Consider the following 15,477-nt stretch of genomic DNA (forward strand, 5'->3'; position numbering starts at 1 on the left):
CGAGTGAGGCGCCGTTGCAGCCATCCTTCTGGTCGGATGTCAGGCGACGGAGTCGGACGAATGTTAAGGGTGTCGCCTCACCGGCGGCACTGACTGAACCAAGTAAAAGAGGGATTTCCGTGGAAGATTCGATGTCGATCATTTCGCTGTTCGCGAATGCCAGCCTGGTGGTGCAATCCGTCATGTTGCTGCTGTTGGCGGCTTCCATCGCCTCCTGGGTAGTGATCTTCCAGCGGGGGATGGCATTGTCACGAGCGAAACAGGCGTATACCGCCTTTGAAAAGCGTTTCTGGTCCGGAGTGGATCTCAATCACCTCTACCGTGAATTGCCCAGTGAAGAAGAGGCGACGCCGGGTGCTGCAGGCGTCTTCCGTGCAGGCTTTCGTGAGTACAGTCGTCTCAAGCCCAAGTCCAGCAATGCCGATGCGGTGATGGACGGCGTTCAGCGCAGCATGCGTGTCACGCTGTCACGCGAGGAAGAACGTCTCAATATCCATCTTCCGTTCCTGGCCACCGTCAGCTCCGTAAGCCCCTATGTGGGTCTGTTCGGGACGGTGTGGGGCATCATGGGCTCTTTCCAGGCACTGGGGACTGCACAGCAGGCCACTCTGACCACTGTCGCTCCCTGGATTGCAGAAGCGCTGGTCGCCACCGCCATGGGGCTTTTTGCCGCGATTCCGGCAGTCATCTTCTATAACCGTCTGGCCAGCCGTGCCGATCAGCTGCTGGGCCGTTATGAAGACTTCGCCGAAGAGCTTCACTCCATTCTGCATCGCAATCTGCACGGCCGTGGCAGCAACGACGCCTGAAAGGAGAGTCGAGCATGAAAGGACCTTACAGCCGGGGGCACAAGCGCAAGCTGTCCTCTGAAATCAATGTGGTGCCCTTCATCGATGTCATGCTGGTGCTGCTGGTCATCTTCATGATCACCGCGCCGATGATGACCCAGGGGGTACAGGTCGAACTGCCCAAGGTCACCTCCAAGCCCATCGACAATCCTGATGACGTGACACCGCTGATCGTCTCGCTGGATGACAGCGGCAACTACTACATCGATCTGGGCTCTGATCAGGACAAGCGGACTCCCGTCGCCCTGGATGACCTGGGCAGCAAGGTGGCCGCCATCGTGTCGGAAAAGCCCAAGACACCCGTGCTGGTCAAAGGCGCCAAGACAGCGCCATATGGTGATGTGATGGGGCTGATGAGCACTCTGCAGGGGGCGGGCGTTCCCAATGTCGGGCTGATTTCAGAACCGCCGAACGAGGGCTGATGGATGAGTCAGCCGGAAATCGAAAAGCGGGCAGGCTATGGATTACCCGTCGTGCTGGCCGTGGGTCTGCATGTGGTCATCCTGGTACTGACCCTGGTGAGCTGGCCTGAGTCCGAGCCGGATCAGAGCAGCACGACCATCGTCAACGCGACGCTGGTCAGCACCGAAACGACGACCAATCAGCCCCAACAGGCCAAGGCCAGCAAGGCGCGGGACGCCGCCGAAGAGGCCGATGAGCGTCAGAGTGCCAAGGAGGAGGCCTCCCGGGAAGCGGAGCGCGCTGCAGAACAGCAGAAAAGTGCTGCGCGCGAGAAAGCCGCGCAGCTCAAGGCAGAGCAGGCCAAGGCTGCCGAGCAGGAGAAGGCGGCACAGGCCAAGGCGGCTGAGCAGTTGAAGGCGGAACAGAAAGCGGCTGCCGAGGCGGCAGACAAGGCCAAGGCAGATGCAGCGCGTCGGGCGGAAGAAGCCAAGGCGATTGCGCTTGAGCGCAAGAAGGCTGAAGCTGAAAAACAGGCCAAGGCAGACGCCTTGAAGAAGGCGGAAGCCGAAAATGCGGCCAAGGCCAAGGCGGAAGCGGAGAAGGCCGCCAAGGAAAAGGCAGCCGAGGAAGCGCGCAAGAAAGCCGAGGCGGAAAAAGCCGCGAAGGCCAAGGCAGAGGCTGAAAAGGCGGCCAAGGCCAAGGCGCAGGCTGAAAAGGAAAAGGCAGCCAAGGCAGCCGCCGAGAAAGCGGCGAAGGAAAAGGCGGCCAAGGAAAAGGCAGCGGAAGAGGCTCGCAAGAAGGCAGCCGCGGAGGCCGCGCGCCAGAAGGCGCTTGCCGAGAAGGCGGCACAGGCATCAGCCGGGTCACTGGATAGTCTGATCGACAGCGAAAGTGACGCCATCAGTGGCGCCAAGCAGGCCGCACAGGCGGCCAATGGCTTTGAGAGTCTGCTCAAGAAGTATGTCGGGCAGAACTGGAATCGGCCTTCAGGTACCGTACCCGGCATGACGGTGACGCTGCGCGTCTCATTGCTGCCGACAGGAGAACTTGTTTCGGCTGCGGTCAGCAAGAGCAGTGGCAATGCCGCCTTTGATCGTTCCGCGATTCAGGCGATACAGAAAGCAGCACCGTTTACCGAGATGCAGGACCTGCCGGCTTCAGCCAAGAGCCAGTTCCGCAACTTCAATCTGTACTTCAATCCAGAGGACCTGGGCCGATGAGACGAGTGACTACATGGATGATGGCAGCCGCCATGCTGGTCGTGACCAGCATGGCGCGAGCGGACCTGACCATCGAGATCACCAAGGGCAATGACAGCGCGACTCCGATCGCCGTGGTGCCGTTCGAGAACCTGACGGGGGGAAGTCTCCCTCAGGATCTGGCCCGTATCATCTCGGATGATCTGGCGCGCAGCGGCCAATTCGAGCCGATCAAGCGTGACAACCTGATCGCGCTGCCGGGGACTACCCAGGATGTCTTCGTCAATGACTGGAAGCGTCTCGGCGCCAGCTATCTGGTGGTCGGGCAGGTCAAGAATGCGAGCAGCGGTGGCTACAGCATTCAATACGAGCTGATGGATGTGCTCGGGAACAAGCGCATGCTGGGAGAAGTCATCACGGGCAGTGATGGCCAGTTGCGTTCGCGCGCCCATTACATGAGTGATGAAATATTTGAGGAAATCACTGGAATTCGCGGTGCTTTCTCGACAAAAATCGCCTACATTACCGCCAATGGCGTGGGTGACAACATTCGTTTCGCACTGTATGTTGCCGACTCGGATGGCCATGGTAGTCAGGAGATTCTTGCATCCGATGAACCGATCATGTCTCCTGCATGGTCGCCGGATGGAAAGAAACTGGCGTACGTGAGTTTCGAATCAGAACGGCCTGCGATTTATGTTCAGGAGCTGGGAAGTGGTCGTCGTGCCAAACTGACCGGTTTCCGTGGCATCAATGGTGCTCCGGCCTGGTCTCCGGATGGCCGCAAGTTGGCGATGGCATTGTCAAAGGATGGTCAGCCCGAGATTTATGTGATGGATATCGCGTCACGCAAATTCCAACGTCTGACCAACAATCCTGCGATCGATACCGAGCCGGACTGGCTGCCGGATGGCAGTGGCATGGTCTTCACGTCTGATCGTGCCGGCTCGCCGCAGATCTATCGTCTTGATCTTTCCGGGGGTACTGAACGCGTGACGTTTACCGGAAACTACAATTCCCGTGGGCGTGTGTCGCCCGATGGGGAAACCCTGTTCATGATCAATCGCTCGGGCAACGGTTATCAGGTTGCCAAGCAGGATCTGAAGAGTGGTCGAGTGACATCCCTCACGGATACTCAGTGGGATGAATCTCCAAGTGTTGCACCGAATGGCACTATGGTGATATATGCCACTCAGCAAGGAACCCGTGGGGTCCTGGGCGAGGTCTCGGCAGACGGAAGAGCACAATTTTCCCTGCCGTCACCACAAGGCGAAGTGCGTGAACCTGCGTGGTCGCCGTTCCTGAACTAAACCACTAGAATGCATCCGAGTCACAAAGAAAGGCTTGGCATTCGTTTTCATTAGAGCAAGGAGTTTTACAATGCAGTTCACCCCGTATGCAAAAGGTCTGTTGGTTGCCCTGTCCCTGAGCGTCATGGCCGGTTGTTCCAGCAGCGGTGGCGCCCAGGACGGCGACATGGATTCAGCCAACAGCGGTGCCAACACTGCCGGCATGAACTCTGGTGCCAACACCAACGGCAACCAGATGAGCAACGCTTCCATGCCTGACGTGCGTACCATCTACTTCGCATTCGACAAGGACACCATCCGTCCTGAATTCGAAAGCGTCCTGATGGGCCACGCCCAGTACCTGAAGGCCAACACCAGCGCCAACGTTGTTCTGGAAGGCCACGCTGATGAGCGCGGTACTCGTGAATACAACCTGGGTCTGGGCGAGCGTCGTGCCAAGTCTGTCGCACGCTTCCTGACTGTTCAGGGTGTGTCTCCGTCCCAGATCGAGATCGTCTCCTACGGTGAAGAGCGTCCGGCCGTTCAAGGTCACGGCGAATCTTCCTATGCCAAGAACCGTCGTGTGGTCTTCGACTACTGAGTTCGGCAATCTCTCTGAGGTCCCTGCGGGATAACAGAGACGCTTGAAACTTGTGTTGAGCAGGCCTGAGTCCCAAGGGCAACCTTGAGGCTCGGGCCTTCTCGCACGGCAACATGATGATTCGGCGGAGCCGACAGCATGAAAGACAGCCTGAAATGGTTGTGCGGTGTGGGAGCCCTGGCGCTTCCGTTGTCAGTTGCAGCCGCACCCGCAGTGGAAGACCTTACCGTACAGTCCAACTCGCTTTATCAGCAGGCCAACACTCGCTTGAGTGGTGGCGGCACCCTGACCCTTCTCAACCAGCTTGATGAGCAGGCCCAGGAAATTGCGCGGCTGCGCGGGCGTGTCGATGAACTGGAATATCAGTTCAAGCGACTCACCGAGATGTCGCAGCAACGTTACCTGGACCTGGAGCAACGTGTTTCGGGAACAAGTCCAGCCGGTGAGAACGGTCAGGAGGTCGATGCGCAGACCGCAGCCGCGGTCAGTGGTGGTGCGGGCAGCAATGCCAGCAGCGCCAATGCCTCCAGTGGAGGGGATGCCCAGAAGGATTACGAGAACGCCTTTGCCAAGGTGCAGTCGCGTGATTTCGACGGAGCGATCGATGCCTTTGAATCCTTTGTGGTGGATCACGGGGATTCCAATCTCGCGGCCAATGCCCATTATTGGTTGGGGGAATTGTATTCCGCGAAGAATCAACTGGATGCTTCTGCCCAGGCCTTTGATACTGTCATCAGTGAGTTCTCGCAATCTAGCAAGGTGCCGGATGCGATGTACAAGCTGGGACTCGTCAAGGCGCGGCAGGGCAAGGCGCAGGAAAGTCGCAAGTTGCTCGAGGAACTGGTTCGCCAGTACCCCGACAGCAAGGCCGGCGGAATGGCCAAGGATTTCCTCGCCTCTGGCGCATGACGCCAGATGATGATGACAAAGCCCGCACTTGTTGACTGACAAGGCGGGCTTTGTGCGTTCTGACATGCGCCCGCATGTCATCGATACACCTCAGGCCTTGCCCTTCGGGTCAGCCTCTCGGCAAGGCCAGCGTTCAGGACGGGATATCCTCATGGCGGAATGCAAGATCGATTATCAGGCACCAGCGGATCTGCTGAAAGGGCGAATCATTCTCGTGACTGGTGCAGGCTCGGGCATCGGTCGTGAAGCAGCCATTGACTATGCCAGGCATGGCGCGACCGTCATCTTGCTGGGGCGCACCATTGCCAAGCTCGAGGAAGTCTATGACGAGATCGAAGCATTGGGGGCTCCTCAGCCAGCGATCTACCCGCTGAACTTCGAAGGGGCCACGCTCAAGGATTACCAGCAGATGGCGGAAACGCTCGACAAGGAATTCGGGCGACTCGATGGGGTGCTGCACAATGCCAGTCTGCTGGGCAAGATCACCCCGTTCGAGCAGTATGATCCGGCGTTGTGGGAGCAGGTCATGCAGGTCAACATCAATGGGCCTATCTGGATGTTGCAGGCGCTGCTGCCACTGCTGAAAGCGTCTCGGGATGCGTCCGTGGTGCTGACGAGTTCCAGTGTCGGCCGCAAGGGGCGTGCTTTCTGGGGGGCCTACAGTGTTTCGAAGTTCGCCACCGAAGGCTTTTCACAGCTGCTGGCACAGGAGCTCGAGAATACCAGTCAGGTCCGCGTGAATACCCTCAATCCCGGTGGGACTCGAACGTCGATGCGCAAGTCGGCCTTCCCGGCGGAAGACCCGGATACCCTGCGTACGCCAGCCGACATCATGCCAAGCTACCTGTGGCTGATCGGTCCGGAGAGTCGTGGCCGCACCGGCGAGATGTTCGATGCCCAGCCGCCCAGGACGTGAGATGTCCGAGCGGGTGACAGTGACGAGCACTTGATGGTGAGAAGTTGTCACTGACAGGATTGCCTGCAATGAAAACGCCGACGGCCATGGCCGTCGGCGTTTTCATTGGCAGGGCGTCAGGGTATCGCGCGCCGCGTCAGCGCAGTTCCGCTGCGCGCAGAGCGGCATTGATGACTTCTTCCGAGGTGTCGAACCACACATCGGCAGGCCAGGCGTCCACATCATCCCCGTCGCGGACGTAGCCATAGCGCACGGCGACCGCCAGCATGCCCGCCGCGCGCGCCGCCTGCATGTCGCGATCATGATCCCCGAGATACCAGCATCGTGACGGTTCGACGCCGAGGAGGCGGGCCGCCTCCCACAATGGCTCAGGATGGGGCTTCTTGACGGGCAGGTCATCGGCGCACAGCAGGCAGCCCGGAGTGAGCGCCAGGGACTCGATCAGCGGCTCGGCGAACTGACGCGGCTTGTTGGTCACGATCCCCCAGGGCAGGCCGTTGCGCTGACAGATCTCGATCAAGGCGTCATAGCCCGGGAACAGCTCGCTGTGGGCCGCGACATCACGGGCATAGAAGTCCAGCAGGTGTGCACGCTCCTCGGCATGCGAGGGATGATCGATGTCGTGACCCAGCGCCAGTCTCACCAGGGCGCTTCCGCCATGCGAGACCTCGGCGCGAATCACCTCATAGCTCAGTTCCGGCAAGGCATGATGGCTACGCAGCTCGTTGGTCGCACGCGCCAGGTCCGGCGCAGTGTCCACCAGGGTGCCATCGAGATCGAAGATCAGCGCAGCGGGACGGGGCAGTGCGGCCGGCAGACTCATGCGAGTTCGTCTTCCGTCGGGCGGCGCGTATGCATCAGATAGTTGACGCTGAGGTCGGCGGTGTTGAGGCGATATTTACGGGTCAGCGGGTTGTAGGTCATGCCGGTGGAACCCTCCATCTTGAGGCCCGCTTCACGCGTCCAGCGGCCAAGCTCAGCCGGGCGGATGAACTTGCGGTACTCATGCGTGCCACGTGGCAGCATCTGCAGCAGGTATTCGGCACCGATGATCGCGAAGGCGTACGCCTTGGGATTGCGATTGATGGTCGAGAAGAACACCTTGCCTCCCGGCTTGACCAGCCGCGCGCAGGCGTTGATCACCGAGGAAGGGTCAGGAACATGCTCGAGCATCTCGAGACAGGTCACGACATCGAACTGTCCCGCCATTTCCTCGGCGGCAGCTTCCGCGGTGGTCTGGCGATAATCGACTTCCACACCGGATTCCAGCTGATGCAGGCGTGCCACTGACAACGGGGCTTCGCCCATGTCGATCCCGGTCACGGTGGCGCCACGGTGAGCCATGGCCTCGGACAGGATGCCGCCGCCACAACCGACATCGATGACTCGCTTGCCCGCGAGTCCGGCATGGGTGTCGATGTAATCGACGCGCAGCGGGTTGATGTCGTGGAGTGGCTTGAACTCGCTGTCGCGGTCCCACCAGCGGCTGGCGAGCGCGGAAAATTTGGCGATTTCGCTGGCATCGACGTTGCCCAGATGATCCGGGGCAGTGGAATCTTGCTTGGCGTCGCTATGGCTCATGATCGGATCCTTACCGTTACGGAAGTGCATCGCAAGCATGCACGCCCCTGTACAGACGCGTCACCCTCGGGCACGATTCCTCCATTCTAATCCGCCTGTCGTCGCGGGTCAGCGGTAACTGCAAAAAACTCGTCATGACGGGAACTTGCAGATGGCCTCAGCCATTATCGCGCCGCGGTGTTCTCCAGTGCGAACCCCTTTGTCCGTGAGCCTACAGGGAAGTGTCATGAGCCTGATTCCAATTCGCTGGCTGACCCAGTCATACAATGCCACCGGTAGCGACGAAGATGCCTTGCCGCGACTGGCACTGCTGGATCAACGTCTGCTGCCGGGCGAGACCCGAGAGATCGAACTGCGGGATGCAGACGGCGTGGCTCGCGCCATTGCCGACATGGTAGTGCGTGGTGCACCGGCCATCGGCATCGCGGCCGCCTATGGTGTGGCACTGGAGGCGGTTCGCGCCGCACATGAGGGCGGGGCATGGGGGGTGCGTCTGGAAGCGGCCTGCGAGGTTCTGGCGGCTTCTCGGCCGACGGCGGTCAATCTGTTCTGGGCGCTGGATCGCATGCGTACGGTGATCGCTGCGCACGCCACGCGTGAGCTTGCTCCCCACGAGGCACTGTTGCGGGAAGCCGTGCGCATTCATGAGCAGGATCTCGAGGACAATCTGCGCATGGCGGAATTCGGTGCGCAGGTGATTGCCGCGTCCCTGTCGACCGACACCCCCCACTGTGAGGTGATGACGCACTGCAATACCGGTGCGCTGGCGACTGGGGGGCACGGTACCGCCCTGGGCGTGATTCGCACGGCGTACGCTCAGGGGCTGATCAGCCGCGTCCATGTCAATGAGACGCGCCCCTGGTGGCAGGGAGCTCGACTGACCGCCTGGGAACTGGTGCAAGAAAAGATTCCCGCCCGACTGGCCGTGGAGGGGGCCGCCTCGCTGATCATGCAATCCAGGGACGGCGATGGCGATGTGCGCTGGTTGATCGTCGGTGCGGACCGCATCGCGGCCAATGGCGACACGGCCAACAAGATCGGCACCTTCTCCTTGGCGGTCCAGGCGCGTGCCCACGGCGTCAAGGTGATGGTGGTGGCGCCCCTTGCCACCTTCGATGCCAGTCTGGACAGTGGGGCCGCCATCCCCATCGAGACTCGCGATGCCGATGAGCTGCGTCAGGCAGGAAATCGCAGGATCGCTCCCGATGAGATCGAGGTCTTCAATCCGGTCTTCGATGTCACACCGCATGAGTATATTGATGCCATCGTCACCGAGCATGGTGTGGTAGAGTCGCCCGATAGCGACAGTGTGGGTGCCCTGCTGGGGCGTGCCCAGCGTCGCTGAGAAGGCACCCTGTCCGCGGAGCGAAGGCTTCGCGTGGACTGGCCCGTCATGGACGTCTCAGACAGCCGATCTGATGGGCCAGTGTGGAAAATCTGCGGTCAATTCGCACTTTTTTGCCAAACTGGCATAATCCCTGCCTAGATTTCAGGACGGTCGCCATCTCGTCCGGGCGGCAGTAACTCGGTAGAGTCGTCACGATCTGCCACGACATAGACACAAGGAAGACGCTTCATGATACGCAAGGCTGTATTGCCTGTTGCAGGTCTCGGAACTCGTTGCCTGCCGGCCTCCAAGGCCATCCCCAAGGAAATGATCACCATCGTCGACAAGCCGGTGATCCAGTATGTGGTGGAAGAAGCGGTTGCGGCGGGTATCAAGGAAATCGTCCTGGTCACCCATTCCAGCAAGAATGCCATCGAGAACCACTTCGACAAGCACTTCGAGCTCGAGACGACTCTGGAAGCCAAGGGCAAGTTCGAGCTGCTCGAGGAACTTCGTCACATCATTCCGGATGACGTCAAGATCATCAGCGTGCGTCAGCCGGAACCGCTGGGTCTGGGCCATGCGGTGCTGTGTGCCAAGCCAATCGTCGGAGACGAGCCTTTCCTGGTGATGTTGCCGGACGTGCTGGTCGACGGCGAAGGTCTCGAGAAGAATGACCTGGCGCGGATGATGGAGGCCTATGAAGCCACCAATGCCGCCCAGATCATGGTCGAGAACGTGCCTCAGGAGATGGCCTACAAGTACGGTATCGTCGCCATCGATGGCGAGACGCCGGAAGCGGGCAAGTCCGCGATGATCAGCGGGATGGTCGAGAAGCCGGCACCGGGCACCGAACCCTCCACTCTGGCGGTGATCGGCCGTTACCTGCTGCCGGGTCGCATCTTCGAGTTGCTCGAGAATACCCCGCCGGGTGCCGGTGGCGAGATCCAGCTGACCGACGCCATCGATACCCTGCGTGATGACAAGGCGGTCGCCGCCTATCGCATGGCCGGCGATACCTATGACTGTGGCCATCAGCTGGGCTATCTGGAAGCCACCATTTCCTTCGCCAAGCGTCACCCGAAATTCGGGGAAGGCTTCCGCGAGCTGATGACCCGCTATCAGGAGAAATGAGCCATGCAGGTGCTGGTGCACGGAAGCGAACTGGCGGCTGCCACGGCCAGTGCCGCCTTGGCGAGTGTCGGCCACAATGTCTGGTGGTGGCCGCATGAAGACATGGACTGGGAGTCACTGGACCGGGTCGACTGGCTGAACAGTGAGCCGGGCTTGCGAGAGCGGCTGGACCGCCACGTCGAACGTGGCGATCTGACGCTGGTGAAGGAACTTGGTTCACTGCGTCGCATCGATGTGCACTGGGTGGCCGTCTCGCCGGATCAACGTGAGGGTGCTCTGGCGCGTATCGAGCAGGTCGTCGCGACACTCGCGGAGCCGACGGTGCTGGTCAACAATTCGACCTTCCCTGTCGGGACCACCGAGCGTTTCGAGGCGCTGCTGTCGCGGGATGATCAATATGCGGTGGCCTTGCCGGACATGCTGGAAGAGGGGCGCTCACTGGCGACCTTCGAGCGCCCCGCGCGCTGGTTGCTGGGCAGCGAGTCCGAGGTCGCGACACGTCGCGTCCAGGAGCTTCTGCGCGCCTTCAATCGTCGGGAAGATGTCTTCCAGATCATGCCGCGCCGCGCCGCCGAGCTGACCAAGCTGGCCATCAATGGCATGTTGGCGACCCGGATCAGTTACATGAACGAAGTCGCCGGGCTTGCGGATTCCCTCGAGGTGGACGTCGAGTACGTGCGCCAGGGCATGGGCGCCGACCCGCGCATCGGCTTCGGCTATCTGTATCCGGGCTGTGGCTTCGGTGGTCCCAACTTCTCGCGCGACCTGATGCGTCTGGCCGATGTCCAGCATGAGACCGGACGTGAATCGCTGCTGCTCGAGCATGTTCTCGACATCAACGAGGCCAAGAAGGAGACGCTATTCCGCAAGCTGTGGCAGCACTTCGATGGCGAGCTGCGCGGTCGCACCATCGCCATCTGGGGGGCGGCGTTCAAACCGGGCACGGCGCGTATCGACCATGCGCCGGTGTTGACGCTGCTCGAGGCGTTGTGGGCTCAGGGCGTACGCGTTCGTGTGCATGATCCGGCGGCGCTGTCCGCGTTGGGCGAGGCCTGTGGCGCACACCCCTTGCTGGAGCTGGTCGATGGCAACATGTACGACGCCCTCGAAGGGGCGGACGCCCTGATGCTGGTCACGGAATGGAAGTGCTACTGGAATCCGGACTGGCAGCGTCTCAAGCGTGAGCTGGGCGCGAAGCTGGTGCTGGACGGTCGCAATATCTATGACCCCAGCTACGTGGCCAGCCAGGGGCTGACCTACCGAGGCATCGGGCGTCGCGCGACGCCGTGACACCGTCTCGGCACCTGACGAATGTGCATGACATTCGCCTGGCATGAACAAGGCCCCATCCGGCAACGGATGGGGCCTTTTCCTTGGTCACTCCTGTGGCTCATCAGGCCCAGGGCTCAAGCACGAACTTGCCGACATGGGTCTTCTCGAGGAAGGCCTTCTGGGCCTTGGCGATATCCTTCAGCGGGAAACTCGCCGCGATCAAGGGGCGAATCTCCCCGCGCTCCACGTAGCGCACGAGATTGGGGAAGGTCGCCTTGCACCAGGCGGTGGTGCCCAGCAGGCGGAGATTCTTGAGGTACAGATCACGCAGGTCCAGGGTGACCATGGGCCCGGCGATGGCGCCGGTGGTCACCAGCCGGCCTCCACGTGACAACAGCTTGAGCATCACCGGGAAGGCATCGCCGGCGACATTGTCGACCACCAGATCGACGGATTCCTGCCCGAGTTCGGCGACCAGGTCCGCATGGCGATCAAACAGTCTGTCGACCCCCAGCGTGCGCAGGGCCTCATGCTTGGAAGCGCCTGCCACTGCATAGACGATGGCGCCACGTCGCTTGGCCAGTTGCAGGGTGGCGGAGCCCACGCCGCCCGACGCGCCGGTGACCAGTACGCGTTCGCCGGATGTGAGCTCGGCCTGTTCCAGCATGTTCTCCGCTGTGCCATAGGCGCAGGGCAGTGAGCCCAGTTCCACGTCGCTCCAGTCACATTCAATCGGGAAGACGTCACTGGCCCGGATACTGACGAATTGCGCGAAGGCGCCATCGAAGTCAGAGCCCATCCATTCGTTTTCCAGTGACTCCCAGCCTGCACTGCGCATGCAGGCCCGCACCAGTACGCGCTTGCCGAGCAGCGCTGTGTCGGCACCTTCGCCGAGCGCGACCACTTCACCGCAGCAGTCGGTTCCCTGGATCAGGGGGAAGGGCGTCTCGCCTTTCCAGCCACCTTCAGGCGGGACCGGCTTGTCGATTGTCGTCTCGCCAGGCGAGGTGTCGTGCTGGCTGCTGGCCTGGTTCGTGGCCGTGGTGATGCTGGAGGAATACCAGCCAAGGCGCGTATTGATCTCGGTATTGTTCATGCCAGCCGCCAGTACCTTGATCAGCACTTCCCCTTTGTCTGGCACAGGGACAGGCCGTTCTTGCGCCTCGAGGCGTTCATAGCCGCCGTGGCCGGTGGTCACGATGGCGAGCATGGTGTCGGGTAACGAGGACGTGGTATCGGATAGCATGACGTTCCCTCTGGGGATGACGGAAGAGTAGAGTGAATGTTCTACCTTGCAGGCTAGCAAATGGCGAGGCGGCATGTCATCTGCAAGCGCGCTTCGTAAAGAATCATCAGGCGATAGGGGAGTCAGAAACCAAAAGACCCCGCCGATTGGCGGGGTCTTTCCTTGCACCATCCTCTCACTCGAACGTCACTGTCAGGTCATATCATCCATGACGTCTGATGTGAGAGTGAAGTGAAGGTGCCATCACTCATGCCGGGTGTCTCAGGCTGCGAAGTTCTGTGCAGCGAAGTCCCAGTTGATGATGTTCCAGATGCTTTCCAGATACTTCGGACGCGCGTTGCGGTAGTCGACGTAGTAGGCGTGTTCCCAGACGTCGACGGTCAGCAGCGGGGTCTGGCCTGCCTTGGCGATCGGGGTGTCTGCGTCGTCAGTGTTGACGATTTCCAGCTCGCCCTGAGCGTTCTTGACCAGCCAGGTCCAACCGGAACCGAAGTTGCCGGCAGCGGAAGTGTTGAAGGCTTCCTTGAAGTCAGCGACGGAGCCCCACTTGGCCACGATGGCATCTGCCAGCGGGCCTGTCGGCTCGCCACCACCGTTCGGAGACAGGCAGTGCCAGTAGAAGGTGTGGTTCCACACCTGAGCTGCCTGGTTGAACAGGCCGCCCTGAGCGCTTTGGATGATGTCTTCCAGAGACTTCTCTGCGTCCGCAGTGCCTTCGACCATGCTGTTGAGCTTGGTGACGTAGGCCTGGTGATGCTTGCCGTAATGGTACTCAAGGGTCTCGGCGGAGATGGTCGGCTCGAGTGCGTTCTTTTCGTACGGCAGTGCCGGGAGTTCAAATGCCATGGGGGATAAGCTCCTTTTCCTCACCAATAGAATCTTGCTCTGACTTCGTTGGGGCAGGCATGAAGGCTTTCAAGCCTCCTTCAGTGTTCTCTTCGACGTCAGGCGACGAGGAGACAATCGCCAGGAATCCATTAAGCCAGCACATAATGGAAAATGTGCAATTAGCGTGAAAAACCTTGTGAATCCAGATAGCTACGAAGCCAGAGGCTGCGAGAGTCGCAGTGCTTTGCACTATAGCACTCGTGTTCCTGCAGGCCAACGCCGCCGGGACCTGCTGGCGGGAAAGCACCGAAGGATGTCGGTGAGCGATGTCAGGTATCGCGGGCGACGTCGCCGTCTGGCGGGAAGGTACAGTGCGGTTACATGAGAGGGACCGCGGGCCGTGCTGCTGGGGAACCTGATGAGATGGCCGGGGTCTGCTGTTAGACTCGGCAGAGCCGGCAACCGAAAACCGGCCAGTCAATCAGCGGGATACGGGCGTTTTCCCTCCAGGTGTCGCATGAGGCTCGAGCCTTGCCGCGGATGATGCCGACGCCTGTCGCTGGAACCTTGAGTCGATGTGCCAGTCATGGAGCCAGTATGCGGCAGGACACTACGGAACCTTCAATGGACAATTCCCGGGAGGAATCACTGATAGCACGGCGTGATGAAGCGCTGGCTCGTCATCCTGATGCAGCCCCGCCCCCGCGTCGTTGGCCGCTGTGGGTGTGCGTGCTGGCACTGGGAGGGGTGGTCGTCTGGCAGCAATGGCAATTGCAGCAGCTTCAGGACATGCGAGGCCAGCAGAGTGATCAGCTGAGTCGTCAGGTCTCGGGACTCAAGGGCGATGTCGAGAACGACGCCCAGCTGCTGGGGGATGTGGATGAGCGGCTTGCCCAGCTCACCACGCGGGTGGACGAGTCGCTGAGTGCGCGCATCGACGGCCTCACGCAGACCGATGAATCCCTTGCCGACAGCCTCGCTGAACAGCAGGCCGCCTGGCAGGAGCGTCTTGCCGCGCTCTCGGACACGCTGACGGCATCGCAGGACGCGCAGGCGAGTCGTCTCGCAGCGCTTGTCGAGTCCACCGAGGCCCAGCTCGAGGGACTACGCCAGGCGGGTGACAACCGCACCACCTTGCTGAGTGCCTTGCAGGGCTCCGTCAGTGCCCTTGAGTCCTTGAGCCGGGATGGGCGTGCGACGCTCAAGGCACGCCTCGACGCACAGGCTGGCACCCTGGCCCATCTCGAGACCGAGCTCAAGGCAGTCGAGCAAGCGCAGCAGCAGTCGCTGCCCCCACTCGAGCAACGCCTGAGCGATCAGTCCAGCCGCCTGGATCAGCAGGCCGCGCAGCTTGAGCGTCTCGCCTCGCAGTGGGACGCCCTCAGGCAGGCGCAGGATGAGGCGACGACAGAGGATCGCCAGGCAAGCTCGCAGGCGCTGACGGCCTTCAAGCAGTCCCAGCAGGAGGCGTTGGACGCGTTGCGCCGCAAGCTCGAGCAGCAGCAGGCGTCCCTGACGGGGTTGGTGGACTCCCGGCTCGCGCCGTTGAGCAAGACCCAGACGTCGCTGTCTTCCCAGCTGGGGGAGCTGCGACGCCAGCAGACAGCGCTCAGCGCCGGGCTGGAAGCCCTGGGTGAGGCATCCCCGCAGGACGAGCAGCTACGCTCCCTGGATGCCAGCCGTCGGCAGTTGAGTGGCCGTGTGGCGTCCATGTTGAGTCAGCTGTCCCGGTTGGAGCAGCGAGTCGCGCGCCTGGAGCGCTGAGCAGTGATGGAATCCTGGAGGGTCACGTACCCGTGAAGGACACGAACCTCCCCGAACCGGCCTGCGGCAGATGACATATGGTCAGTAACAGTGATGGACAGTACTCGCATGAGTACCTAACAAGGGACGTGCAATGAGTGGCGACAAGAATGGGAGAGCGG

General features: G+C 61.1%; 15 protein-coding genes. 11 read left to right on the forward strand and 4 right to left on the reverse strand.

Features of this window, described 5'->3' with window-relative positions:
• Positions 1-131 precede the first annotated feature (131 nt).
• The 7 genes from tolQ to BOH68_RS08065 all read left to right on the forward strand — a co-directional run bounded on the left by tolQ (position 132) and on the right by BOH68_RS08065 (position 6,164).
• Positions 132-809, forward strand: coding sequence for a protein TolQ (gene tolQ, locus BOH68_RS08035; RefSeq protein WP_077377369.1), 678 nt, complete (start codon positions 132-134; stop codon positions 807-809).
• Positions 810-823: 14 nt separating this feature from the next.
• Complete coding sequence (gene tolR, locus BOH68_RS08040; protein WP_077376494.1) at positions 824-1,270, forward strand: protein TolR; 447 nt, start codon at positions 824-826, stop codon at positions 1,268-1,270.
• Between the two features lie 3 nt (positions 1,271-1,273).
• Positions 1,274-2,470: a cell envelope integrity protein TolA gene (tolA, locus tag BOH68_RS08045; RefSeq protein WP_077376491.1), complete on the forward strand. Its 1,197-nt coding sequence runs from the start codon at positions 1,274-1,276 to the stop codon at positions 2,468-2,470.
• Positions 2,467-3,759, forward strand: a complete 1,293-nt coding sequence (gene tolB / locus BOH68_RS08050; protein ID WP_077376488.1) for a Tol-Pal system beta propeller repeat protein TolB — start codon at positions 2,467-2,469, stop codon at positions 3,757-3,759. Before tolA ends, tolB begins: the two co-directional genes overlap by 4 nt.
• Before the next feature lie 70 nt (positions 3,760-3,829).
• Entirely contained in the window at positions 3,830-4,339 is a 510-nt protein-coding gene (gene pal / locus BOH68_RS08055; RefSeq protein ID WP_065392600.1) for a peptidoglycan-associated lipoprotein Pal, read from the forward strand.
• Positions 4,340-4,477: 138 nt separating this feature from the next.
• Positions 4,478-5,248 (forward strand): tol-pal system protein YbgF, encoded by a 771-nt coding sequence (gene ybgF, locus BOH68_RS08060; protein ID WP_077376485.1) that lies wholly within the window; start codon positions 4,478-4,480, stop codon positions 5,246-5,248.
• Positions 5,249-5,399: 151 nt separating this feature from the next.
• Positions 5,400-6,164: a YciK family oxidoreductase gene (locus tag BOH68_RS08065; RefSeq protein ID WP_077376482.1), complete on the forward strand. Its 765-nt coding sequence runs from the start codon at positions 5,400-5,402 to the stop codon at positions 6,162-6,164.
• 136 nt (positions 6,165-6,300) lie between these two features.
• On the opposite strand, the gene BOH68_RS08070 is transcribed toward BOH68_RS08065, so the two are convergent.
• On the reverse strand, positions 6,301-6,987 hold the full coding sequence (locus BOH68_RS08070) for an HAD-IA family hydrolase (protein ID WP_077376479.1): 687 nt from the start codon (positions 6,985-6,987) through the stop codon (positions 6,301-6,303).
• Complete coding sequence (gene ubiG, locus BOH68_RS08075; RefSeq protein WP_077376476.1) at positions 6,984-7,745, reverse strand: bifunctional 2-polyprenyl-6-hydroxyphenol methylase/3-demethylubiquinol 3-O-methyltransferase UbiG; 762 nt, start codon at positions 7,743-7,745, stop codon at positions 6,984-6,986. The genes BOH68_RS08070 and ubiG overlap by 4 nt, the downstream gene beginning before the upstream one ends.
• 226 nt (positions 7,746-7,971) lie before the next feature.
• Here ubiG and mtnA point away from each other — a divergent pair, with 226 nt between their 5' ends.
• The 3 genes from mtnA (at position 7,972) to BOH68_RS08090 (ending at position 11,496) form a co-directional block, all read left to right on the forward strand.
• Positions 7,972-9,090 carry an S-methyl-5-thioribose-1-phosphate isomerase gene (gene mtnA / locus BOH68_RS08080; protein WP_077376473.1) on the forward strand — a complete coding sequence of 373 codons (1,119 nt, stop codon included), beginning with the start codon at positions 7,972-7,974 and terminating at the stop codon, positions 9,088-9,090.
• A 231-nt stretch (positions 9,091-9,321) separates the two neighbouring features.
• Positions 9,322-10,206, forward strand: a complete 885-nt coding sequence (gene galU / locus BOH68_RS08085) for a UTP--glucose-1-phosphate uridylyltransferase GalU (RefSeq protein WP_077376470.1) — start codon at positions 9,322-9,324, stop codon at positions 10,204-10,206.
• A 3-nt stretch (positions 10,207-10,209) separates the two neighbouring features.
• On the forward strand, positions 10,210-11,496 hold the full coding sequence (locus tag BOH68_RS08090; protein ID WP_077376466.1) for a nucleotide sugar dehydrogenase: 1,287 nt from the start codon (positions 10,210-10,212) through the stop codon (positions 11,494-11,496).
• 103 nt (positions 11,497-11,599) lie between these two features.
• Here the strand turns inward: BOH68_RS08090 and BOH68_RS08095 are convergent, their stop codons facing one another.
• Positions 11,600-12,724, reverse strand: coding sequence for an alcohol dehydrogenase family protein (locus BOH68_RS08095; protein WP_219815810.1), 1,125 nt, complete (start codon positions 12,722-12,724; stop codon positions 11,600-11,602).
• 261 nt (positions 12,725-12,985) lie between these two features.
• The gene (locus BOH68_RS08100) at positions 12,986-13,570 is read right to left on the reverse strand and encodes a superoxide dismutase (protein ID WP_065392414.1); all 585 of its coding nucleotides are present in this window, start codon (positions 13,568-13,570) and stop codon (positions 12,986-12,988) included.
• A gap of 606 nt (positions 13,571-14,176) precedes the next feature.
• Between BOH68_RS08100 and BOH68_RS08105 the strand changes: the two genes are divergently transcribed.
• Positions 14,177-15,316, forward strand: a complete 1,140-nt coding sequence (locus tag BOH68_RS08105) for a coiled-coil domain-containing protein (RefSeq protein WP_077376463.1) — start codon at positions 14,177-14,179, stop codon at positions 15,314-15,316.
• Positions 15,317-15,477 lie beyond the last annotated feature (161 nt).

The sequence above is a fragment of the Cobetia sp. MM1IDA2H-1 genome (assembly GCF_002916775.2).
GTDB lineage: Bacteria > Pseudomonadota > Gammaproteobacteria > Pseudomonadales > Halomonadaceae > Cobetia > Cobetia marina.